This window comes from Desulfolithobacter dissulfuricans (assembly GCF_025998535.1).
In the GTDB taxonomy this organism is placed as follows: domain Bacteria; phylum Desulfobacterota; class Desulfobulbia; order Desulfobulbales; family Desulfobulbaceae; genus Desulfolithobacter; species Desulfolithobacter dissulfuricans.
The window spans coordinates 998,899-1,014,612 of record NZ_AP024233.1; the positions used below are offsets into that span (position 1 = coordinate 998,899).

The following is a 15,714-nucleotide window of genomic DNA, read 5'->3' on the forward strand; positions in this document are numbered from 1 at the left end:
GTTTTCGCCCTGTTTCTGCTATTTCATCAAGGATGAAATGATGCTTCCTTCCGTCATCAGACAAGGACAGATTAAATGAATCAGTCAATGATAGACAGGCTCCGATGCCTTTCTCCAGAGGAGCGCCCGCTTCTTCTCCAGAAGACATATGAGAGCAATATGGAATTTTTCCGTCAACGGCATCCAGTCCTGTTGTCGCTTGTCCGGAAACAGAAATGTCCTTACCAGTTGAATATCACGCCGGAATTTCTGTCAATAACGCATGAAGAGAGCGGTCAGCTGGCCCACCCGGAAGCCGGGTTGGATATGTTTGCCGCCATGATGGGAGACTGGGTCCATGACACCTGGATCGATCTCTGCAATTTCAAGATACCTGCCATGGACAGGTACCCACTGCATGGGAAGCCGTTGCGAACAATTTACCAGCAGCTCCTGACAGAGTTCCCGGAATCCCTGTTCCGTTTTTCCCTCAAACAGATCAACCTCAAGGAGCTTTCTGATGGCCGCCGTTTTTCTCCTCCAGTTGTTTTTCTCGGTATTTTCCATGGGTTACATGTAGATTACTATCTTTCGCGTACCGAAGTGAGTCACATTCTTCTGGTGGAACCGGATCTGGAACGGTTTGAGGTCTCCTGTTATTTTCTTGATTACCGGAAGATAAGCGACCAGGCTGAGGTGGTGTTTTCCCTCGGGACCGATCCTCAGAGCGAGGCAATAAGGTATTTTTTCAGCAATTATTCGGTGAGCCGTCAGCTCTGGACCCGTGTCCTGCCGGGGTACGAATGCCCGGAAAATCCGCATCTGATCGAATCATTTCGCATGCACCAGGCCACCATGTCCAACGTGGTCTTTCCGCTTGATTACGAGTATGATGCCATTTGTCAGATTATGGCCAATCTCAGGCAACAGCGTCCTTTGCTGACAAGCCGTCCCCGTCTGTCCAAAAAATCCAGGATTGCTGTTGTGGCATCAGGGCCTTCCCTTGATCATGATCTTGAGTGGCTAAGAGCAAACCAGGATAATCTGATTATTTTCGCAGTGTTCAGTGCGGTTAAGCCTTTGTTGCGTCATGGAATCAGGCCTGATTTCCAAGTTACAATCGAGACGATGTTACATCAGGAAGGTTTGCGTGAACCTCTTGGTCTTGATCCGGACATACCTGTGATTGCGGGCTGTAATGCTCCGGTATCGATAGTGCGATATTTCAATGAAATCCTGCTCTGTGGCATGGGAGACAAGGTCGCGCCGGTTCATTTCACGATGCCCATGCACAGGGTTCTGCCCTCCAGTACCAACATGGCGTTTTCCTTTGCCTGTCTGTGTCAACCCGGTGAGATATATCTACTTGGCTGCGATTTCGGTTATTATTCTATCGATAAAAGTCATGCCGGAGCCACCATATATGAAAAGCCGGAGCATGGCTCGGATGAACAGTCGGTTGATGATTACCTGGACAAAATGCAGCAGATTATTGTTGAGGCAAATTTTTCATCTAAAGACCGGGAGGTTGTCACCAGTACGCCATTTTTGACCCATGTACGGATCGTTGTCGAGCAGGCCATCGAGGCGGCAGGTAAAAAGACGAAAGTGTACAACCTCTCCGACGGTGCCAGGGTCAGGGGCGCACGGGCCAGGCGGTCCCGGGCCATCAGCCTGCGGAATTACCCACGCAGGCAGGATGATATCGACCGGATAAGAAAGGCCTTTTTGCCGGCTCAAGAGGGAAAAAACTGGAAATCATATACCAAAGATTCGAGTCAGGTGGCAGAAGGATTGAAAAGAGATGTGATCCGCGGGCTGGAACTCGAAACTTTTACCTGGAAGAAATTTAACCAGGTTGTCGACCGGGCGGTTCTGGATGCGGTTATGGCGAACAGGGAGAATGAAAGGGACAGGCGACCAGAGGTCTTTGTCCTGTTTATTCTTCACCTGTTGACCGCCTGGTACAAGGTATTGCTGTTTGCCGATCAACAGGAGATGGCGGAGGAAATTTATCGCTCCGGCCTGGAAAAGATCAGGGCCGTGGTCGAAAAACTCGAATGGCCGGTGAAGGAGTTGAATTAGTTGGCTGTGTTGACATGGCGACCCCTGCCATCTGTATGCTGCTGGTAACCCTGCATTGTGACTATGCCGTTCTTGATCTTCAGGATCTCGGTGCGATAGCCGGTGAGTCTGGTCTTCAACTTGGGTAAAAGTTTTCTGTTCTGTTCGAGGATATCGGTTACCAGCTCTTTGCGCCTGGCAAAAGAGTCGGTCATGCGTTTCATGTTTTCAGCCGTATCGGATTGTACAGCCTCGAGGAGTTCCTCGTCCGCAGCCACAATCCGCTTGTGCAGCTGCTCGAGTCCGTCGGCGGACTGAAGGGTTGTTTCCAGGTCGAGAACCGGGAGTTTTTCCTCGATCTGGTCCATGGTCACCTTGAGCTCCCGATAGAGATCCATGGATTTTTCCATGCTTTTTTCTGTTGATGTCATGGCTACAGGGCGGCTGCTATTTTGGTGTGCCCCGGAGCAGGGTCACTGTCCAGGTTCTGGGAAGCCGGTTCCACCTGCTCGTTTTTGGCAAGAGCTATGGCCTCGGCCCAGGTTTCGCGCAACTCCTTGAGCATCTTGATGATAGCCTTGAGAGGTTCCGGATCATTGTCCTTGTTGGCATTCATGAACTCTTTGAGCATGTAATGATACAGGGCATCGAGGTTCTCGGCCAGGTTGGCATCCTGGTCGTGATCCAGGGTTGCATCGAGCTCGGATATGATAGCCGAGGCCTTGTTTATGTAATAGGCCCGCTTGGGGATATCATTGCTTTCAATGGCCTTGACTGCCAGGGTCGTGAAGCGGATGGCGCCGTCATAAAGCATGAGCAGGAGCTGTTCCGGAGTGGCACTGGCGATCTGGTTGGTGAGGTACTGGTTGGTGTATCCGTTCATGATCAATCCCTATTTCTTGGACAGGCTGGAAATGGAATCCAGCTGCTGCATCAGGTAATCCCCGGTTGAGTTCCACTGGCTGACCAGCTGTTCCATGGCCAGGTACTGGGCCCGCAGGGTCTCTTCCCGCTTGGCGAGACGGGCCTCGGTCCGCTCTATTTGTGCATCAATCTGTTCAATATTATTGTTGATCGCCTCCTTGCGTCCCGCCAGCATGCCGTTGCTGGAATCGGTCATGGATTCAAGATAATCCTGAAACTCACTGGCCAGGCCACTTTGGCCGTCGTCCCCTGCCAGAAGGCTGGTAACGGAATCCAGGTTGGTGTCGATGGCGTCGCTGAGCTTCTCGCTGTTGACCACAAGGGTACCGTCTTTCTGGGTTTCGAAGCCCAGTTCCGAAAGGGTTGAGAAGACACCACTGTTTGAATAGGGATCGGTGAGCATGTTCTGAAGATGCCGCTTGATGGAGTTGATACCCGCGTCGCCGGCCAGCACGCCCGCTTCGGTGTCGCCCATGGTGGACTGGCCGGTGATGAACTGGATAACCTCGTTGTACCCTTTGGCAAACTCCTCGATGGTGGACTGGATGCTTGTCTTGTTCAGTTCTACATCGACCCTGGTTGTGGTGCCTGTGGATGTCTGGGTGAGATCCAGGGTGACGCCGGGGATAGCCTCACTGATCGTATTGTTGTCACTGTATATATCTATCCCGTCCACCTGGATGTGGGCCTGGGTTGCGGTCTGGGTGTCCGTGAAGGTGCCCAGGGTGTCTGTGCCACCGGTGAGACCTGTGGTGTCCAGTGAAAAGGAGGTACCGACATCCTCGCCGGTGAGCATGAGCCGGTAGGGGCTGGCGGTACCGTCGTTGATGATGGAGGCGGTCACTCCGAGGCCGGCATCGTTGATGGCCTGCATGATTCCTTCCAGGGAGTTGTTCTCCGCCGTGATCTCGATACCTGTCGTGGTGGTTCCCACGGTCAGGTTCAGGGTGCCGGTGCCAAAGGTGTTGGAGGTCTTGTCAGCAAATCCCGCGTCCGAGACAGTTTTCTGAACCTGAGCGATGGAAAGGACTTCCACCTGGTAGCTGGTTCCAGCCAGCGCTTCGCTGGAAACAGTGGCAGAAAAATAATCGCTGCTGCTCAGGCTGACAGACCGTTTGGCCAGCACATCCGGGTCGCCGAGATTGGCGATGGAGTCCAGGAAGGTATTGAGCTTGGAGTCAAGCTCGGTGAAGGCGGAAAGACGGTTGTTGAGCCAGGTTTTGTCGGTTTCCAGACGGGCAAGTGGCTGGCGTTCGACGTTCATGATGGCGTCGATAATGCCATTGGTGTCGAGTCCTGTGGCCAGTCCGCCAAATGAGATAGTCATGACTGCTCCCCGGAGTTTTTTTTCAGCTAACGGTATCGACGATATTGCCGCGCAGTTCCTGGAGATGCTTGCTCAGGTTGACCATCTCCTCCGGTGGAATCTGCCGGATGATCTCGTTGGTTTCCTGATCGACAACCTTGACGATCAGTGCGTTGATGTCATTGTCTTTCTCGAAGCGAACGCTGTATGCACCACCTTCGGTGATGGACTTGATCTGATCCAGCAGTTCTTCGGGCTGGATCATGTTCTGTTTCTGATTGCCAGGTTCAGCGGGTTTGTTGACTTTTTCCTGTTGCCGCTGCCTGGTGATTTGCTCCGCGGGTTCCTGGGTGCGGGGCGGTGACGCGCTGGTCATGGTGATGGAATCAATATTCATTTCAGTTCCCTCCCTGTGGAATTCGCCGGTTATTTCCCCGGGCCGGCAAGGGCCCGGGGAAGCAGAGTTGAGGTTACTGTTCTTACTGGAGCAGGGACAGTGCCATCTGCGGGGCCTGGTTGGCCTGGGCCAGGATGGAGATACCGGCCTGCTGCAGGATGTTCTGCTTGGTCATCTCCGAGGTCTCCTGGGCGATGTCCGCGTCGAGAATTCGGGAGCGTGCCGCAGAGATATTTTCGGAAATATTCTGCAGATTGGCGATCGTGGACTCGAACCGGTTCTGAACCGCACCAAGGTTACCACGCTGGGAGTCGATCTTGCCAAGCGCCTTGTCGATGACGTCAATGGCCGACTGGGCACCGGTCTGGGTAGATATGTCGATTGCGCTGACATAGTCGGTGGACGAGTTGACAAAGGTATCTGCCGCCACGTCCAGGACACTGCCGGCCGTGTTGGCGATGCTGGAGCGGACCGAGAAGGACTCAGTGGAGCTGAACTCGATCCGGCCGGCGATGGTGGTGGAATCGGTATCGGCATCGGTCAGGGTTTCCGTGTTGCCGTCCAGGGACTCAACAGAGAGGGTGGCATTGGAAACCGAATGGGTGAAATCCCCAATATCGATGTCCTTGCCTTCCGACTGGATCAGTTTGACGTTCCCGCCGTCGAGCTCGGCCGAGATCCCGGTGGTGCCAGCGACCTTGTTGATGGCATCAACCAGGTTGCTGAGATCACTGGTGGTCACCGAAGCCGAGATGGTGGCCGTGCTGCCGCCGGAACCCAGGGTCATCTGCACCGTTCCGTCACTGCTGACCGCGGTGATCGACGCCTCGTTGTAGGCCGATGCTTCAACACCGGTGCTTGAGGTGACGTTGTTGATGTTGCTGGCAATGGTGTACGCCGAATCTCCGGCGGTGACAGATACGGTATCTGTTCCTTCGGAACCGGCGATGGTCAGGGTCTGGGCCGCGATGGAGTTGTTGGTGGGCAGAGAGGTGGCCGCCGTGGTGGCGGAACCGGTGCCCTGGTTAGCTGTGGTATTGGTGACGGTTTTCGCTGCCCGCCCCAGGTCGTCTGCTGCCATGGAGTCAATGGAGACACTGATGGTCTGGTTGGCATTGGCACCGATCTGGAATTTCTGGGAAGAGAAGGAGCCGTCAAGGATCTTCAGACCGTTGAACGTCGTCGTGTTGGCGATCCGGTTCATCTCGCTCTGCAGCTGGTTGACCTCGTCCTGAAGCGCGGCGCGGTCAGCGGCGGAGTTGGAGGCGTTGGCCGACTGAACAGCCAGCTCGCGCATCCGCTGCAGGATATTGGTGGACTCCTGCATGGCTCCTTCCGCGGTCTGGGCCAGGGAGATGCCGTCGTTGGCATTCCGGACGGCCTGGTTGAGACCACGGATCTGAGCGGTCATCCGGTCGGAGATGGCCAGCCCTGCCGCATCGTCCTTGGCAGAGTTGATCCGCAGACCTGAAGAGAGGCGCTGCATGGAGCGGGAGAGAGCACTCTGGGTTTTACCCAGGTTACGTTGAGCATTGAGAGACGCTACGTTTGTGTTGATTACAAGACCCATGATATTCCTCCTTGAATATGTGTTGGGTAGATTTCGGTTGGCATCCTTGCCGGTGAAACGTACAACTTAAAAAAATGTGTTGCGGATGTGTTTTTTGTTGGCCGTCACCTCCTTGGTTCACAGAATCACTTTTTTGGAGAATCCTCGTTTTCAGAAAGAAAATGAAGAATATTTACCCTTGCTATTCGTATCGAAACCTTGGTGGATAATCTTTAGAGAAAAAATCCAGTTGTTCGTTTTTTTTGTCAAGGGCGGCAGAAAGTCCGGGGGAAAACTTCACGGAGACCCGGATCCAGCGCCTGCGTTTTCGTTCGGATCACCGTGAAGTTTTGTTGTGAATTTATGGCCACAGGGTTGTTCGAACTGATTAGCCCTGGAGCAACTGGAGGGCCAGCTGCGGCGTCTGGTTAGCCTGGGTAAGAATGGATACACCTGCCTGCTGCAGAATATTGGCCTTGGTCATCTCCGAGGTCTCCTGGGCAATATCGGCATCCCGGATCCGCGACCGGGCAGCGGTGAGGTTTTCAGCCACGTTCTGCAGGTTGGCGATGGTGGATTCGAACCGGTTCTGCAGCGCACCCAGGTCACCCCGCTGGGCGTCTATCTTGTCGAGGGCCGCGTCAATGATCTTGATGGCGTCATTGGCGCTTGTCACAGTGCTGATATCCACCTGGGTAACTTCCTCCATGGGAGGTATTTCCGTTGTGTCGGCCGCCTGGTTGAGGATAGATCCGCTTGACGCTGCAATGTTTGAAGAAACCGTGTAAGCGTCCGGAGACGAAAATTCAATGGTACCTGAGACCCTGGTCGAGTCGTCTCCACCTGTCGTCAGGTCCGTGGTGTTCCCGGATGCACCCGTCACTGTGATGGTGGCACTGGAGGTGGTATGGGTGAAATCCTCCAGGACGATGTCTTTTCCTTCGGCCTGGACCAGAGTGATGGTGCCTCCGCTTACGGTTGCCGTGACACCGGTGGTGCCGCTCTGGGCATTGATGACCGTTGCCAGCTCGCTCAAATCTCCGGTGGTTACCGAAGCATTGACCGTGGCTGTGTTGCCTCCACTGCCAATGGTCAGACTCACCTGGCCGGCATCACTGAGGCCGGACAGTGTCGCCTCGGTCCGGGCTGTTGCCGTGACCCCGGTTTCCGCTGCCGCGTCGGTTATCTTGTTGGCAATTGTGTAGGCCGTGTCTCCATCCAGGATGCTTACCGTGCTGTTTCCTTTGCTCCCGTTGATGGTCAGTGTCTGAGCTGCGATGGTGTTGTTGGATGGTGCTGCAGTAGCTGCTGTTGAGGGTGTTCCCGTTCCTTCATTGGCTGTGGTATTGTTGGCATCGAAGGCGTACCTGCCAAGGTCGTCGGCGGCCATGCTCTGGATGGAAACCCCGATGGTTTCATTGGCGTTGGGGCCGACCTGGAACTGCTGGGAAACAAAGGTTCCGTCCAGGATATTCAACCCGTTAAAGGTGGTTGAATTGGCAATCCGGTTCATTTCGGTTTTGAGTTGGTTGACCTCAGCCTGGAGGGCAGCGCGGTCGGCGGCGGAGTTGGTGGCATTGGCAGCCTGGACTGCAAGCTCACGCATCCGCTGCAGGATGTTGGTGGATTCCTGCATGGCACCTTCCGCGGTCTGGGCCAGGGAAATACCATCGTTTGCGTTTCGTGCAGCCTGGTTGAGGCCGCGGATCTGGGCCGTCATCCGGTCGGAAATGGCAAGACCGGCGGCATCGTCCTTGGCGGAGTTTATGCGGAGTCCGGAAGAGAGTCTCTCCATGGACCTGGAGAGATCGAGTTGGGTTTTAGAGAGATTGCGCTGGGCATTCAGGGACGCTACGTTTGTATTGATCGTCAAAGCCATGGTTCATCCTCCATGAAACTGTGTTCTGCCTGGTCGTCAATGATCCGACCGCTGGCTCGCGATACAAACGTAACATCTCTCAAACTATACTTTTTTTGTCTCTCGGTTACCTTTTCGGAGCAGGAGGTGCTTTCCTTTAGCTCTTTTTGGCTCACCTGGTTGTGCTTTTGACGGTAAGAGGGGCGGGAGTTTTCATTTGACTAATGTTTTATTGCGCAATAACATTAATATTATTTATATTTTTTGCCGTCAAGGGGGCCGGGGTATGATGAATTTTTTCAGACGCATGGTTTGGAGCGGGCATGTTTGAGGACAAAGCGGTGTTGATTACCGGGGGGACCGGGTCGTTTGGCAAAAAATTTGCCCGGATTCTTCTGGAAGAGCACAAGCCAAGGAAAATCATCGTGTTTTCCCGTGACGAGCTGAAGCAGTTTGACATGCAGCAGGAAATGAATGCTCCCTGCATGCGGTATTTCATTGGCGATGTCCGGGATCGGGAGCGATTGATCCAGGCCATGCGCGGGGTGGATTATGTGGTGCATGCCGCTGCCCTGAAGCAGGTCCCTGCGGCGGAATACAACCCGACCGAGTGCATAAAGACCAACATCTACGGAGCTGAAAACGTGATTCATGCGGCCCTGCACAATGGAGTATCCCGGGTGATCGCCCTCTCGACGGACAAGGCGGTCAATCCCATCAACCTCTATGGGGCCACCAAGCTGGCCTCGGACAAGCTGTTCGTGGCGGCCAACAATTTTTCTGGAGGGCTGAAAACGGTTTTTTCCGTGGTCCGTTACGGCAACGTGGTCGGTTCTCGTGGCTCGGTGGTTCCCTTTTTCCAAAAGCTCATCGATAACGGCAGTGACCACCTGCCCATAACCGACGAGCGGATGACCCGTTTCTGGATAACCCTGCGTCAGGGAGTTGATTTTGTGATGAAAAGTTTTTCCCGCATGCATGGCGGGGAGATCTTTGTGCCCAAGATCCCCTCGATCCGGATTACGGACCTGGCCCGGGCCATGGCGCCGGAACTGCCAACGAAGATCGTTGGCATCCGTCCCGGAGAAAAACTCCATGAGATCATGTGTCCTGCCGATGATTCCCATCTCACCCTGGAGTTCAGCGACCACTACGTCATTCGTCCCACCATCACGTTTACCGGCAGGAGTAATAATTTTATCTGCAACAGGCTTGGTGAAAACGGAGAACCGGTGGACCAGGGATTTGAATACAACTCGGGCTCCAACGAGCGGTTCCTGTCCATCGACGAGATTCGTGAATTCAATACCCATACCGATTCGTGACGATTCCATACGGCAGGCAGGATGTCACCGCCGAGGATATCGCGGCGGTTGTGGAGGTGCTGGGCTCCGACTGGCTGACCCAGGGACCAAGGGTCCCGGAGTTTGAAAAGAGCGTGGCGCGATACTGCGGGTCCCGTCATGCCGTCGCCGTAAACAGTGCCACTTCAGCCCTCCATCTTGCCTGCCTGGCCCTGGGGGTCGGCCCTGGAGATGTGGTCTGGACAACGCCGATCACCTTTGTGGCTTCGGCGAACTGCGCCCTGTACTGTGGGGCCGGGATTGATTTTGTCGATATCGATCCACGGACGGGCAACCTCTGCCCTGAAGCCTTGGCCAGAAAGCTTGCACATGCTGAAAACGCCGGTACGCTTCCCAAGGTAGTCATACCCGTACACCTCTGCGGACAGTCCTGTGAGATGAAAGCCATTCATGCATTATCAAAACGTTATGGTTTCCATATCATCGAGGATGCGTCCCATGCCATCGGCGGGCGATACAGGGGAGGGCCGATTGGCTGTTGTCTCTACAGTGACATAACGGTGTTCAGTTTCCATCCGGTCAAAATCATCACAACCGGTGAGGGCGGCATGGCGGTCGCCAATGATACCGGGCTTGCCCGGAAAATGGCCAGGATGCGAAGTCATGGTATTACAAGGGACCCCGCGGAGATGAGAGGCCCATCCGATGGACCGTGGTACTATGAGCAGCTTGATCTCGGATTCAACTACCGCATGACGGACCTCCAGGCCGCACTGGGGATCAGCCAACTGGGCCGGTTGGACCGCTATGTTGCGCGCCGACAGGAGCTTGCCCGCCGGTACGACAGGCTGCTGGCGGACCTGCCCGTGCAACCCCTGTGGCAGCATCCGGACTGCCAATCAAGCTGGCACCTATATGTGATCCGGCTGCGGATTGATGATGTCGGGAGCAGCCATCGAGAGGTCTTTACATTCCTGAGAAACCATGGAATCGGGGTTCAACTTCATTATATCCCCCTCTATCGCCAGCCGTATTATCAGGGGATGGGGTTTGCCGGGGAGCAGTATCCAGGGGCCGAACGGTATTACGCCGAGGCCATAACCCTGCCTCTGTTCCCAACCTTGACAGAGGCGGAGCAGAATGAGATTGTGGACACATTGTACCGAATTATAATGTAATGCCCGGCTATTTTTCCTGCCGTGAGTGCCTTCCGCAGGTATCTTACGCCTTCAGAATTTTTTCCTGTGGTATGGCAATCAATATCTTTTCACCCAGGGACGGCGAGTAGGACTCCATGAAAAAGAGATATTCTTTACACATGGAAAAGATCCAGAGAGGGATCTGAAAGTAGTCTTCCGGGGAATGGTATATGGATACTGCCAGCTGGGGCCGGTGCCTCTTTATAGTTTGTGCTGCCCCCTGCAACACCGCCATTTCCGCACCTTCCACGTCCAGCTTTATATAGTCAACTTGTTGTCCCCTGAGATAGCTGTCCAGGTCCACGGCACGTACCGGTTCCGCGTTGTTGACCTGGAATCGGGAAACAGTGGAATCAGGTCCTTTGGCGACCAGATAAAGGGTGGTTGTTTCGTTCCACAGGGCCATGTTTTCCACCTGTACCTGTGGCGGCAAATCCGGGATGCGGGCAGGTAACGGGTCAAAGGCGATGATCTTGCCCTCCGGTCCCACAATTTCGGCGAATTGCCTGGTGTTGGTGCCGTCAAACATGCCACCTTCGATAACCGTGTACTTTTTTTTCAGTATCACGTGATCAAGATACTGTTGGCCCTGCCTTGTCAGGAACAGCTGCAGCAGGCAGGACAGGTCGCCCCTCATCCCCTGGATGACCGCCTGCCAGACCATTTTTGAACGGGTTCCGGTCAACTGTTTTTCTATGATTCGAATATTCTGCAGGTGTTTGTCCAGAACCTGGGAGTACTCCAAGGTTTCTTCCGGGATTATCGCAGAAATGATGATGTTGACAAGGCCATGATCCTGCAGCAGTGCCAGTACCTCCCTGAGCCAGAAATGGGTTGCAACGACCACGAGATGATCTTTTTCCGTACGTTTGAAAAATATCTCGGGATTCAGGACAGGGATGTTGTTCAGGCTACCGGTTTTGTTTTTGTCCACAAACGACCGGATGGTGATGTCTTTCCTGTCGCGCTGCAGGGCCTCGGCCAGGGATTCCCCCAGCCTGCCGGCCCCGAAAATTGAAAGTTCTATATTTCCGGGAAGATCGAAAACACTGGTGAGAAAGGGAACTTGCGCAGGCATGGCAGGAGGGCCTCAGGTCGGAATTGTTCAGTAGGTATCGCCATCATTCCGGGTCACTTTGTGGGTTGGCGTACCCTGGCTGTGGGCCGTTATTTTGAAGCTCAGGCTCATTTCACCTTTCCAGAATACATTGGCCACATCGTCGCGTTCACAGATCGAATGGTATACCCGCAGGTAATAATCAGGTGTTGTCGTGTTGGTGGCGACTTCTTCATAGTGGACCAGGGGAACCGAATAGAGCTCAACCGGATTCGAGACAATGGTCAACCATTTTGTCGCGTCGCCCACGACCAGGCGCCCATCGGTGTTGCCCAGGCAGTGCCTGCAGGTAACGATATGGTTTGCCGGTGAGCCCTGAACGACTTTCCTGCCCTTGAGGTAAAATCGTTCAGTTCTGTCGCCACCGTTTGCTGTTTCGTAAAACAGTGTTTCCCTGTGGAATGATCGGGGCGGGAAGGTGCAGATCCCAAGGCGCAGCGAGGTGGGCCTGAGATCTCTGGCATACATGTCGTAGCGGATTGTCAGACTGTTTTCGCCCAGGTACAGTGATTTGAAGACTGTGAGGCCCGGCAGTTCCATTGGTAGCTTGTTTCTCACCAGGACGAAATTTTCCTGGTCGGTTATCTCAAGTTTCGGGACCTTTACCGAGAGATCGGTGTACTGCCGCCCGTCCTGGGTAAGCAGCATGATGTGGCCAGTATAGAAATCTGATGCCAGCGATATATCGGGGAAGTACCCATGGGGGATGGTTCCAAGAAGTGGGTGGGGCCCGCATTGACGACAGGTGAACGTTTCTATGGCCATGCCCCGGTTTTTCAGGATGGTCAGCGACGTTCCGCCCTTTTCAAGAGAGATCTTGCGCCCGCTCTTTCCCGAGATACAGGTCAACAAGGGTGGGGAGGACGACCCCTCGATACGGCAATTTCTTCCTGAATCCTCCCTGGCACCGGCCAGAAAAAGCGCTGCTCCCATTCTGTTTCTGAAGTTCTCTATCTTTTCATCGGTCGTGTGGGTCCGGAAATCGCTGCCCCAGAGGCTGACCAGTTCTTTTTGCAGGAAATCAAGCCGCCCGGGCGGGCAGGTGGTGGCGGACTCATGCTTGCTGATGGCGGCAAAAAGTCTGTAACACTGAGTATTCATTCTCGCGGAAGCCCGTCCGGTTACCGCCCATCGGGTGACGTTGTATTTATCCTGTTTCTTGGTCCGGACAGGGTAGGAGGGGGTGCATACCCGTTCAATTTCAGGCAGGGAAGCGGTTCTGGCCCTGGCGAGGGCCTGGGACGGCAACAGGATGGATGCTTTCCCCTTTGTTGTCAGCCCGGCAAGCAGGTTGTGGAGTTTTTTGAAATGTCCCCTGTCGGCCGTCCATGTTTCCAGGGTCCCGGGATGGTAATCGAAAACCTCGGCATCGGATGCATAGAGAGAAAAGAGAGGGTTGGCCACGGATGAGCTGTTCGCTCTGCCCTGACAGGCATTGATGAAATCTTCCCATTCCTCTTCATCCAGCTCTCCCCAGACCGTTCTCTGCAGTTTTTGAAAGGAGATGCAGTCACTCCACAGGAAAATCAGCCCGGTCCCGGCGTGGATTACGGGCTGGTAACGCCAGCTTTCCGGCCAGGAGTGCTCTTTCCTGGCATTCATCCAGTCAAAGATGATGGCTTCGTAGCCGGCCTCCCGGTACAGGCCGGCCAGGCTGTCCGAATAACACTGTTCATTGACAAGGGCTGTTTTTGGTCTGGTCCCGAGTATTTTTTCGTATGTTTCGATGCCGTATTTCAGATTCCAGCGATTGACCCTGGCTGGGATCAACGGGAAGATGGCCTGTGAGTAACTCGAACCGATCAGCTCGGCCCGCCCGCTTGCAAGCAGCGTCCCAAGCCTGGTGATGTACGATGGCTGCAGGTCGGCGATGAGTTCAAGGGTCTCCCCGGTGTATTCCAGACCCAGCGGGATGCCGTTTTCCGCAATATCCAGCAGTCGACCGTACACATTATCTACCAAGTACCGGTAGTGTTTTGTGGGAATCGACGAAAAGGCGAGATTGTGATGGAAGATAAGGAAAAAGTTCATGGAGTGCTGGTGACTATTTTGATCGTCCGGTACACCCAGTCGGCATGGTCTTCCGCTTCTTCTCTTGTATTTGCGCATATAACAAAGACCCCGAACCTGTCGGCATGGCTCTGTACCGGTGGAACCCGGTCTCCGGGCTGATACCAGAATTCCAGTTTATGCAGCCATGGCTGTCGTCGGACATTCTCCGCTCCCTCTATGCGGATCAGAGTCCCGGGCTCGGGGAAAAAATACCTATTGACCACCCCTTTCTGGAACCGGGGCCTAAGTAAATCCAGGTCCGGTTCGCGTCCGATAGCGATATTGATGGCTGCCACAACGATATTGACGCCGCAGCCCAGCGGGATGAGGCTTTCGGAAAAATCACCGCCTGAGAGGCGGGTGGCCATTTCTATCATTCTGGGACCTTCCGGGGTGAGGACCACATCACCTTTGACCACGCCGTTTTCGACCCCGAGAGCTAAAGCCGCCTGCTCCACCAGCCGTTCAACAGCCTGTCGTTGTCCGGAGGTGACACGGCTGGGAACCCAGCCGCCGTTTTCAATGATATTGGGCGCATAACGGTGCAGCATTTCATAGTTACGGTCAGCAAAGCCAGGTGTATGGGCCCTGCCCTGCCACATAACTGTTTCCGTGCTGATCTGCAGGCCGGGCAGAAACTCCTCTACCATGACCTGTCCCGTGAAAGAGAGGGCCCGGGACTGCTCGTACAGTACCTTGAGATCGCAGCCCCGGTTCAGATAGAATACCCCCCGGGCTCCGGAACGATCCACCGGTTTGAGAACCAGCGGATATCCCTGCTGCTCGACCGTCTGGATCAACTCATCGAGGCTGTGGATGGCCCGAAACCAGGGAACGGGTACGCCGTGATCGGCGAAACAGCGCTTCATCAGGTACTTGTTGGTCGACAGCTTTGCCGACCTCATGGGGATGTGCGGGGTGCCGAGATACGATGCAAGTTCACAGACAACCTGCGGAATATCGCTTCCCATGACAAGCACTCCGGCGATGGGACCCTTATCCCGCTGATATCGATCGATCAGTCTTTTCAGTGCCGGAATGTCCGTGGTGCTGATCTGCGCATGGTCGTCAGCGAGCTTGAAACCGGGAGACGTTGCCTGTCTGTCCACCACCAGCACCCGTAACCCCATGCTTCGGGCCGTTCGGATAGCAAAGATCTGGTCCGCACTGGCTCCCAGCAGAAGAATGGTCTGCCGGGCCTGTTGTTCCTTCTCAGCCAAGGTAGGCCCCTCCGCTGACGCTGATCACCTGACCGGTGATATAGTTCTGTTCGTCAGAGGCCAGCAGGATGCAGGTGCTGGACACGTCCTGCAGCTGACCGGGCCTTTTCACCAGGGTCATGTCGATTATCTTCTGTCCGGCGGGGCTGGCCAGCTCGTCCGCTGTCTGATCGGTCCACATGATGCCCGGGGCCACTGCATTCACCAGAATATTATGTTCGGCACCATAACGGGCGATCACCTTGGTGAGGCTGTTGAGTCCGGCCTTGGAAACGGCATAATGAACGGTCTTGGGCCCGTGGTATTGGCCGGCAACAGAGGAAATGTTGATGATTCGGCCGCTTTGTTGCCTCTTCATGTAGGGAAAAACTTCCTGGCTGCAGATGAAAGGCCCCTTGAGGTTGACTTCCATGATCCGGTCCCAGTCTTCATCGGTCGCCTCTTCAAACCAGCCCCGCCTGTTGATCCCGGCATTGTTGACCAGTATATCTATCCGGCCAAACTCATCTATCGCCCTGCAAAACATCTCTCTGACTTCCGGCCGTCGGGATATGTCGGCCCGGATAGCCATGGCCCGGCTTCCGGCTGCCTCTATTGTCTTTACGGTCTCGTCGGCGAGATCGACCCGGGATATATAGTTGACGACTATGCGACATCCTTCCCTGGCAAAGGCCAGAGCGATCTCCCTGCCGATTCCGCGGGATCCACCTGTAATGACGGCGACCTTGTCTTTCAGGCGCATATT

At 54.7% G+C, this 15,714-nt stretch carries 13 protein-coding genes and 1 pseudogene; 3 read left to right on the top strand and 11 right to left on the bottom strand.

Annotated elements, in window-relative coordinates; translation table 11 throughout:
• Positions 1 to 159: 159 nt before the first annotated feature.
• Positions 160 to 2,064 (top strand): motility associated factor glycosyltransferase family protein, encoded by a 1,905-nt coding sequence (locus GF1_RS04315; RefSeq protein WP_267928396.1) that lies wholly within the window; start codon positions 160 to 162, stop codon positions 2,062 to 2,064.
• On the opposite strand, the gene GF1_RS04320 is transcribed toward GF1_RS04315, so the two are convergent.
• The 7 genes and pseudogenes from GF1_RS04320 to GF1_RS04350 all read right to left on the bottom strand — a co-directional run bounded on the left by GF1_RS04320 (position 2,061) and on the right by GF1_RS04350 (position 8,098).
• Entirely contained in the window at positions 2,061 to 2,474 is a 414-nt protein-coding gene (locus GF1_RS04320; RefSeq protein WP_267928397.1) for a hypothetical protein, read from the bottom strand. The two genes, GF1_RS04315 and GF1_RS04320, sit on opposite strands and share 4 nt — an antisense overlap.
• A gap of 2 nt (positions 2,475 to 2,476) precedes the next feature.
• On the bottom strand, positions 2,477 to 2,926 hold the full coding sequence (gene fliS, locus GF1_RS04325; protein ID WP_267928398.1) for a flagellar export chaperone FliS: 450 nt from the start codon (positions 2,924 to 2,926) through the stop codon (positions 2,477 to 2,479).
• A gap of 9 nt (positions 2,927 to 2,935) precedes the next feature.
• Entirely contained in the window at positions 2,936 to 4,294 is a 1,359-nt protein-coding gene (fliD, locus tag GF1_RS04330; RefSeq protein WP_267928399.1) for a flagellar filament capping protein FliD, read from the bottom strand.
• Positions 4,295 to 4,316: 22 nt separating this feature from the next.
• A complete protein-coding gene (locus tag GF1_RS04335) occupies positions 4,317 to 4,670 on the bottom strand; it encodes a flagellar protein FlaG (RefSeq protein WP_267928400.1) in 354 nt (117 codons plus the stop codon).
• Positions 4,671 to 4,752: 82 nt separating this feature from the next.
• Positions 4,753 to 5,100: a flagellin gene (locus GF1_RS16560; protein ID WP_435051708.1), complete on the bottom strand. Its 348-nt coding sequence runs from the start codon at positions 5,098 to 5,100 to the stop codon at positions 4,753 to 4,755.
• A gap of 234 nt (positions 5,101 to 5,334) precedes the next feature.
• Positions 5,335 to 6,240 (bottom strand): annotated as a pseudogene (locus GF1_RS16565) (flagellin N-terminal helical domain-containing protein); the annotation flags it as partial.
• A gap of 367 nt (positions 6,241 to 6,607) precedes the next feature.
• Positions 6,608 to 8,098, bottom strand: coding sequence for a flagellin (locus GF1_RS04350; protein ID WP_267928401.1), 1,491 nt, complete (start codon positions 8,096 to 8,098; stop codon positions 6,608 to 6,610).
• 302 nt (positions 8,099 to 8,400) lie between these two features.
• Here GF1_RS04350 and pseB point away from each other — a divergent pair, with 302 nt between their 5' ends.
• Both pseB and pseC read left to right on the top strand, forming a co-directional pair.
• On the top strand, positions 8,401 to 9,402 hold the full coding sequence (gene pseB / locus GF1_RS04355; protein WP_267928402.1) for a UDP-N-acetylglucosamine 4,6-dehydratase (inverting): 1,002 nt from the start codon (positions 8,401 to 8,403) through the stop codon (positions 9,400 to 9,402).
• Positions 9,399 to 10,559 carry a UDP-4-amino-4,6-dideoxy-N-acetyl-beta-L-altrosamine transaminase gene (gene pseC / locus GF1_RS04360; protein WP_267928403.1) on the top strand — a complete coding sequence of 387 codons (1,161 nt, stop codon included), beginning with the start codon at positions 9,399 to 9,401 and terminating at the stop codon, positions 10,557 to 10,559. The genes pseB and pseC overlap by 4 nt, the downstream gene beginning before the upstream one ends.
• Before the next feature lie 43 nt (positions 10,560 to 10,602).
• Here pseC and GF1_RS04365 read toward each other — a convergent pair whose 3' ends face one another.
• The 4 genes from GF1_RS04365 to GF1_RS04380 are packed head-to-tail and all read right to left on the bottom strand — an operon-like array spanning position 10,603 to position 15,711.
• Complete coding sequence (locus tag GF1_RS04365; RefSeq protein ID WP_267928404.1) at positions 10,603 to 11,658, bottom strand: FkbM family methyltransferase; 1,056 nt, start codon at positions 11,656 to 11,658, stop codon at positions 10,603 to 10,605.
• 27 nt (positions 11,659 to 11,685) lie between these two features.
• Entirely contained in the window at positions 11,686 to 13,728 is a 2,043-nt protein-coding gene (locus tag GF1_RS04370) for a polysaccharide deacetylase family protein (RefSeq protein ID WP_267928405.1), read from the bottom strand.
• A complete protein-coding gene (locus GF1_RS04375) occupies positions 13,725 to 14,969 on the bottom strand; it encodes an ATP-grasp domain-containing protein (RefSeq protein ID WP_267928406.1) in 1,245 nt (414 codons plus the stop codon). The genes GF1_RS04370 and GF1_RS04375 overlap by 4 nt, the downstream gene beginning before the upstream one ends.
• Positions 14,962 to 15,711: an SDR family NAD(P)-dependent oxidoreductase gene (locus GF1_RS04380; protein WP_267928407.1), complete on the bottom strand. Its 750-nt coding sequence runs from the start codon at positions 15,709 to 15,711 to the stop codon at positions 14,962 to 14,964. Before GF1_RS04380 ends, GF1_RS04375 begins: the two co-directional genes overlap by 8 nt.
• Between the last annotated feature and the right edge of the window lie 3 nt (positions 15,712 to 15,714).

What these genes read in the sequence shown, in the direction of transcription:
- pseB (WP_267928402.1), top strand. Translation starts at nt 8,401, where the DNA reads ATGTTTGAGGACAAAGCGGTGTTGATTACCGGGGGGACCGGGTCGTTT.
- fliS (WP_267928398.1), bottom strand. Translation starts at nt 2,926, where the DNA reads ATGAACGGATACACCAACCAGTACCTCACCAACCAGATCGCCAGTGCC.
- GF1_RS04320 (WP_267928397.1), bottom strand. Translation starts at nt 2,474, where the DNA reads ATGACATCAACAGAAAAAAGCATGGAAAAATCCATGGATCTCTATCGG.
- GF1_RS04380 (WP_267928407.1), bottom strand. Translation starts at nt 15,711, where the DNA reads ATGCGCCTGAAAGACAAGGTCGCCGTCATTACAGGTGGATCCCGCGGA.
- GF1_RS04335 (WP_267928400.1), bottom strand. Translation starts at nt 4,670, where the DNA reads ATGAATATTGATTCCATCACCATGACCAGCGCGTCACCGCCCCGCACC.
- GF1_RS04315 (WP_267928396.1), top strand. Translation starts at nt 160, where the DNA reads ATGGAATTTTTCCGTCAACGGCATCCAGTCCTGTTGTCGCTTGTCCGG.
- GF1_RS04370 (WP_267928405.1), bottom strand. Translation starts at nt 13,728, where the DNA reads ATGAACTTTTTCCTTATCTTCCATCACAATCTCGCCTTTTCGTCGATT.
- fliD (WP_267928399.1), bottom strand. Translation starts at nt 4,294, where the DNA reads ATGACTATCTCATTTGGCGGACTGGCCACAGGACTCGACACCAATGGC.
- GF1_RS04350 (WP_267928401.1), bottom strand. Translation starts at nt 8,098, where the DNA reads ATGGCTTTGACGATCAATACAAACGTAGCGTCCCTGAATGCCCAGCGC.
- GF1_RS04365 (WP_267928404.1), bottom strand. Translation starts at nt 11,658, where the DNA reads ATGCCTGCGCAAGTTCCCTTTCTCACCAGTGTTTTCGATCTTCCCGGA.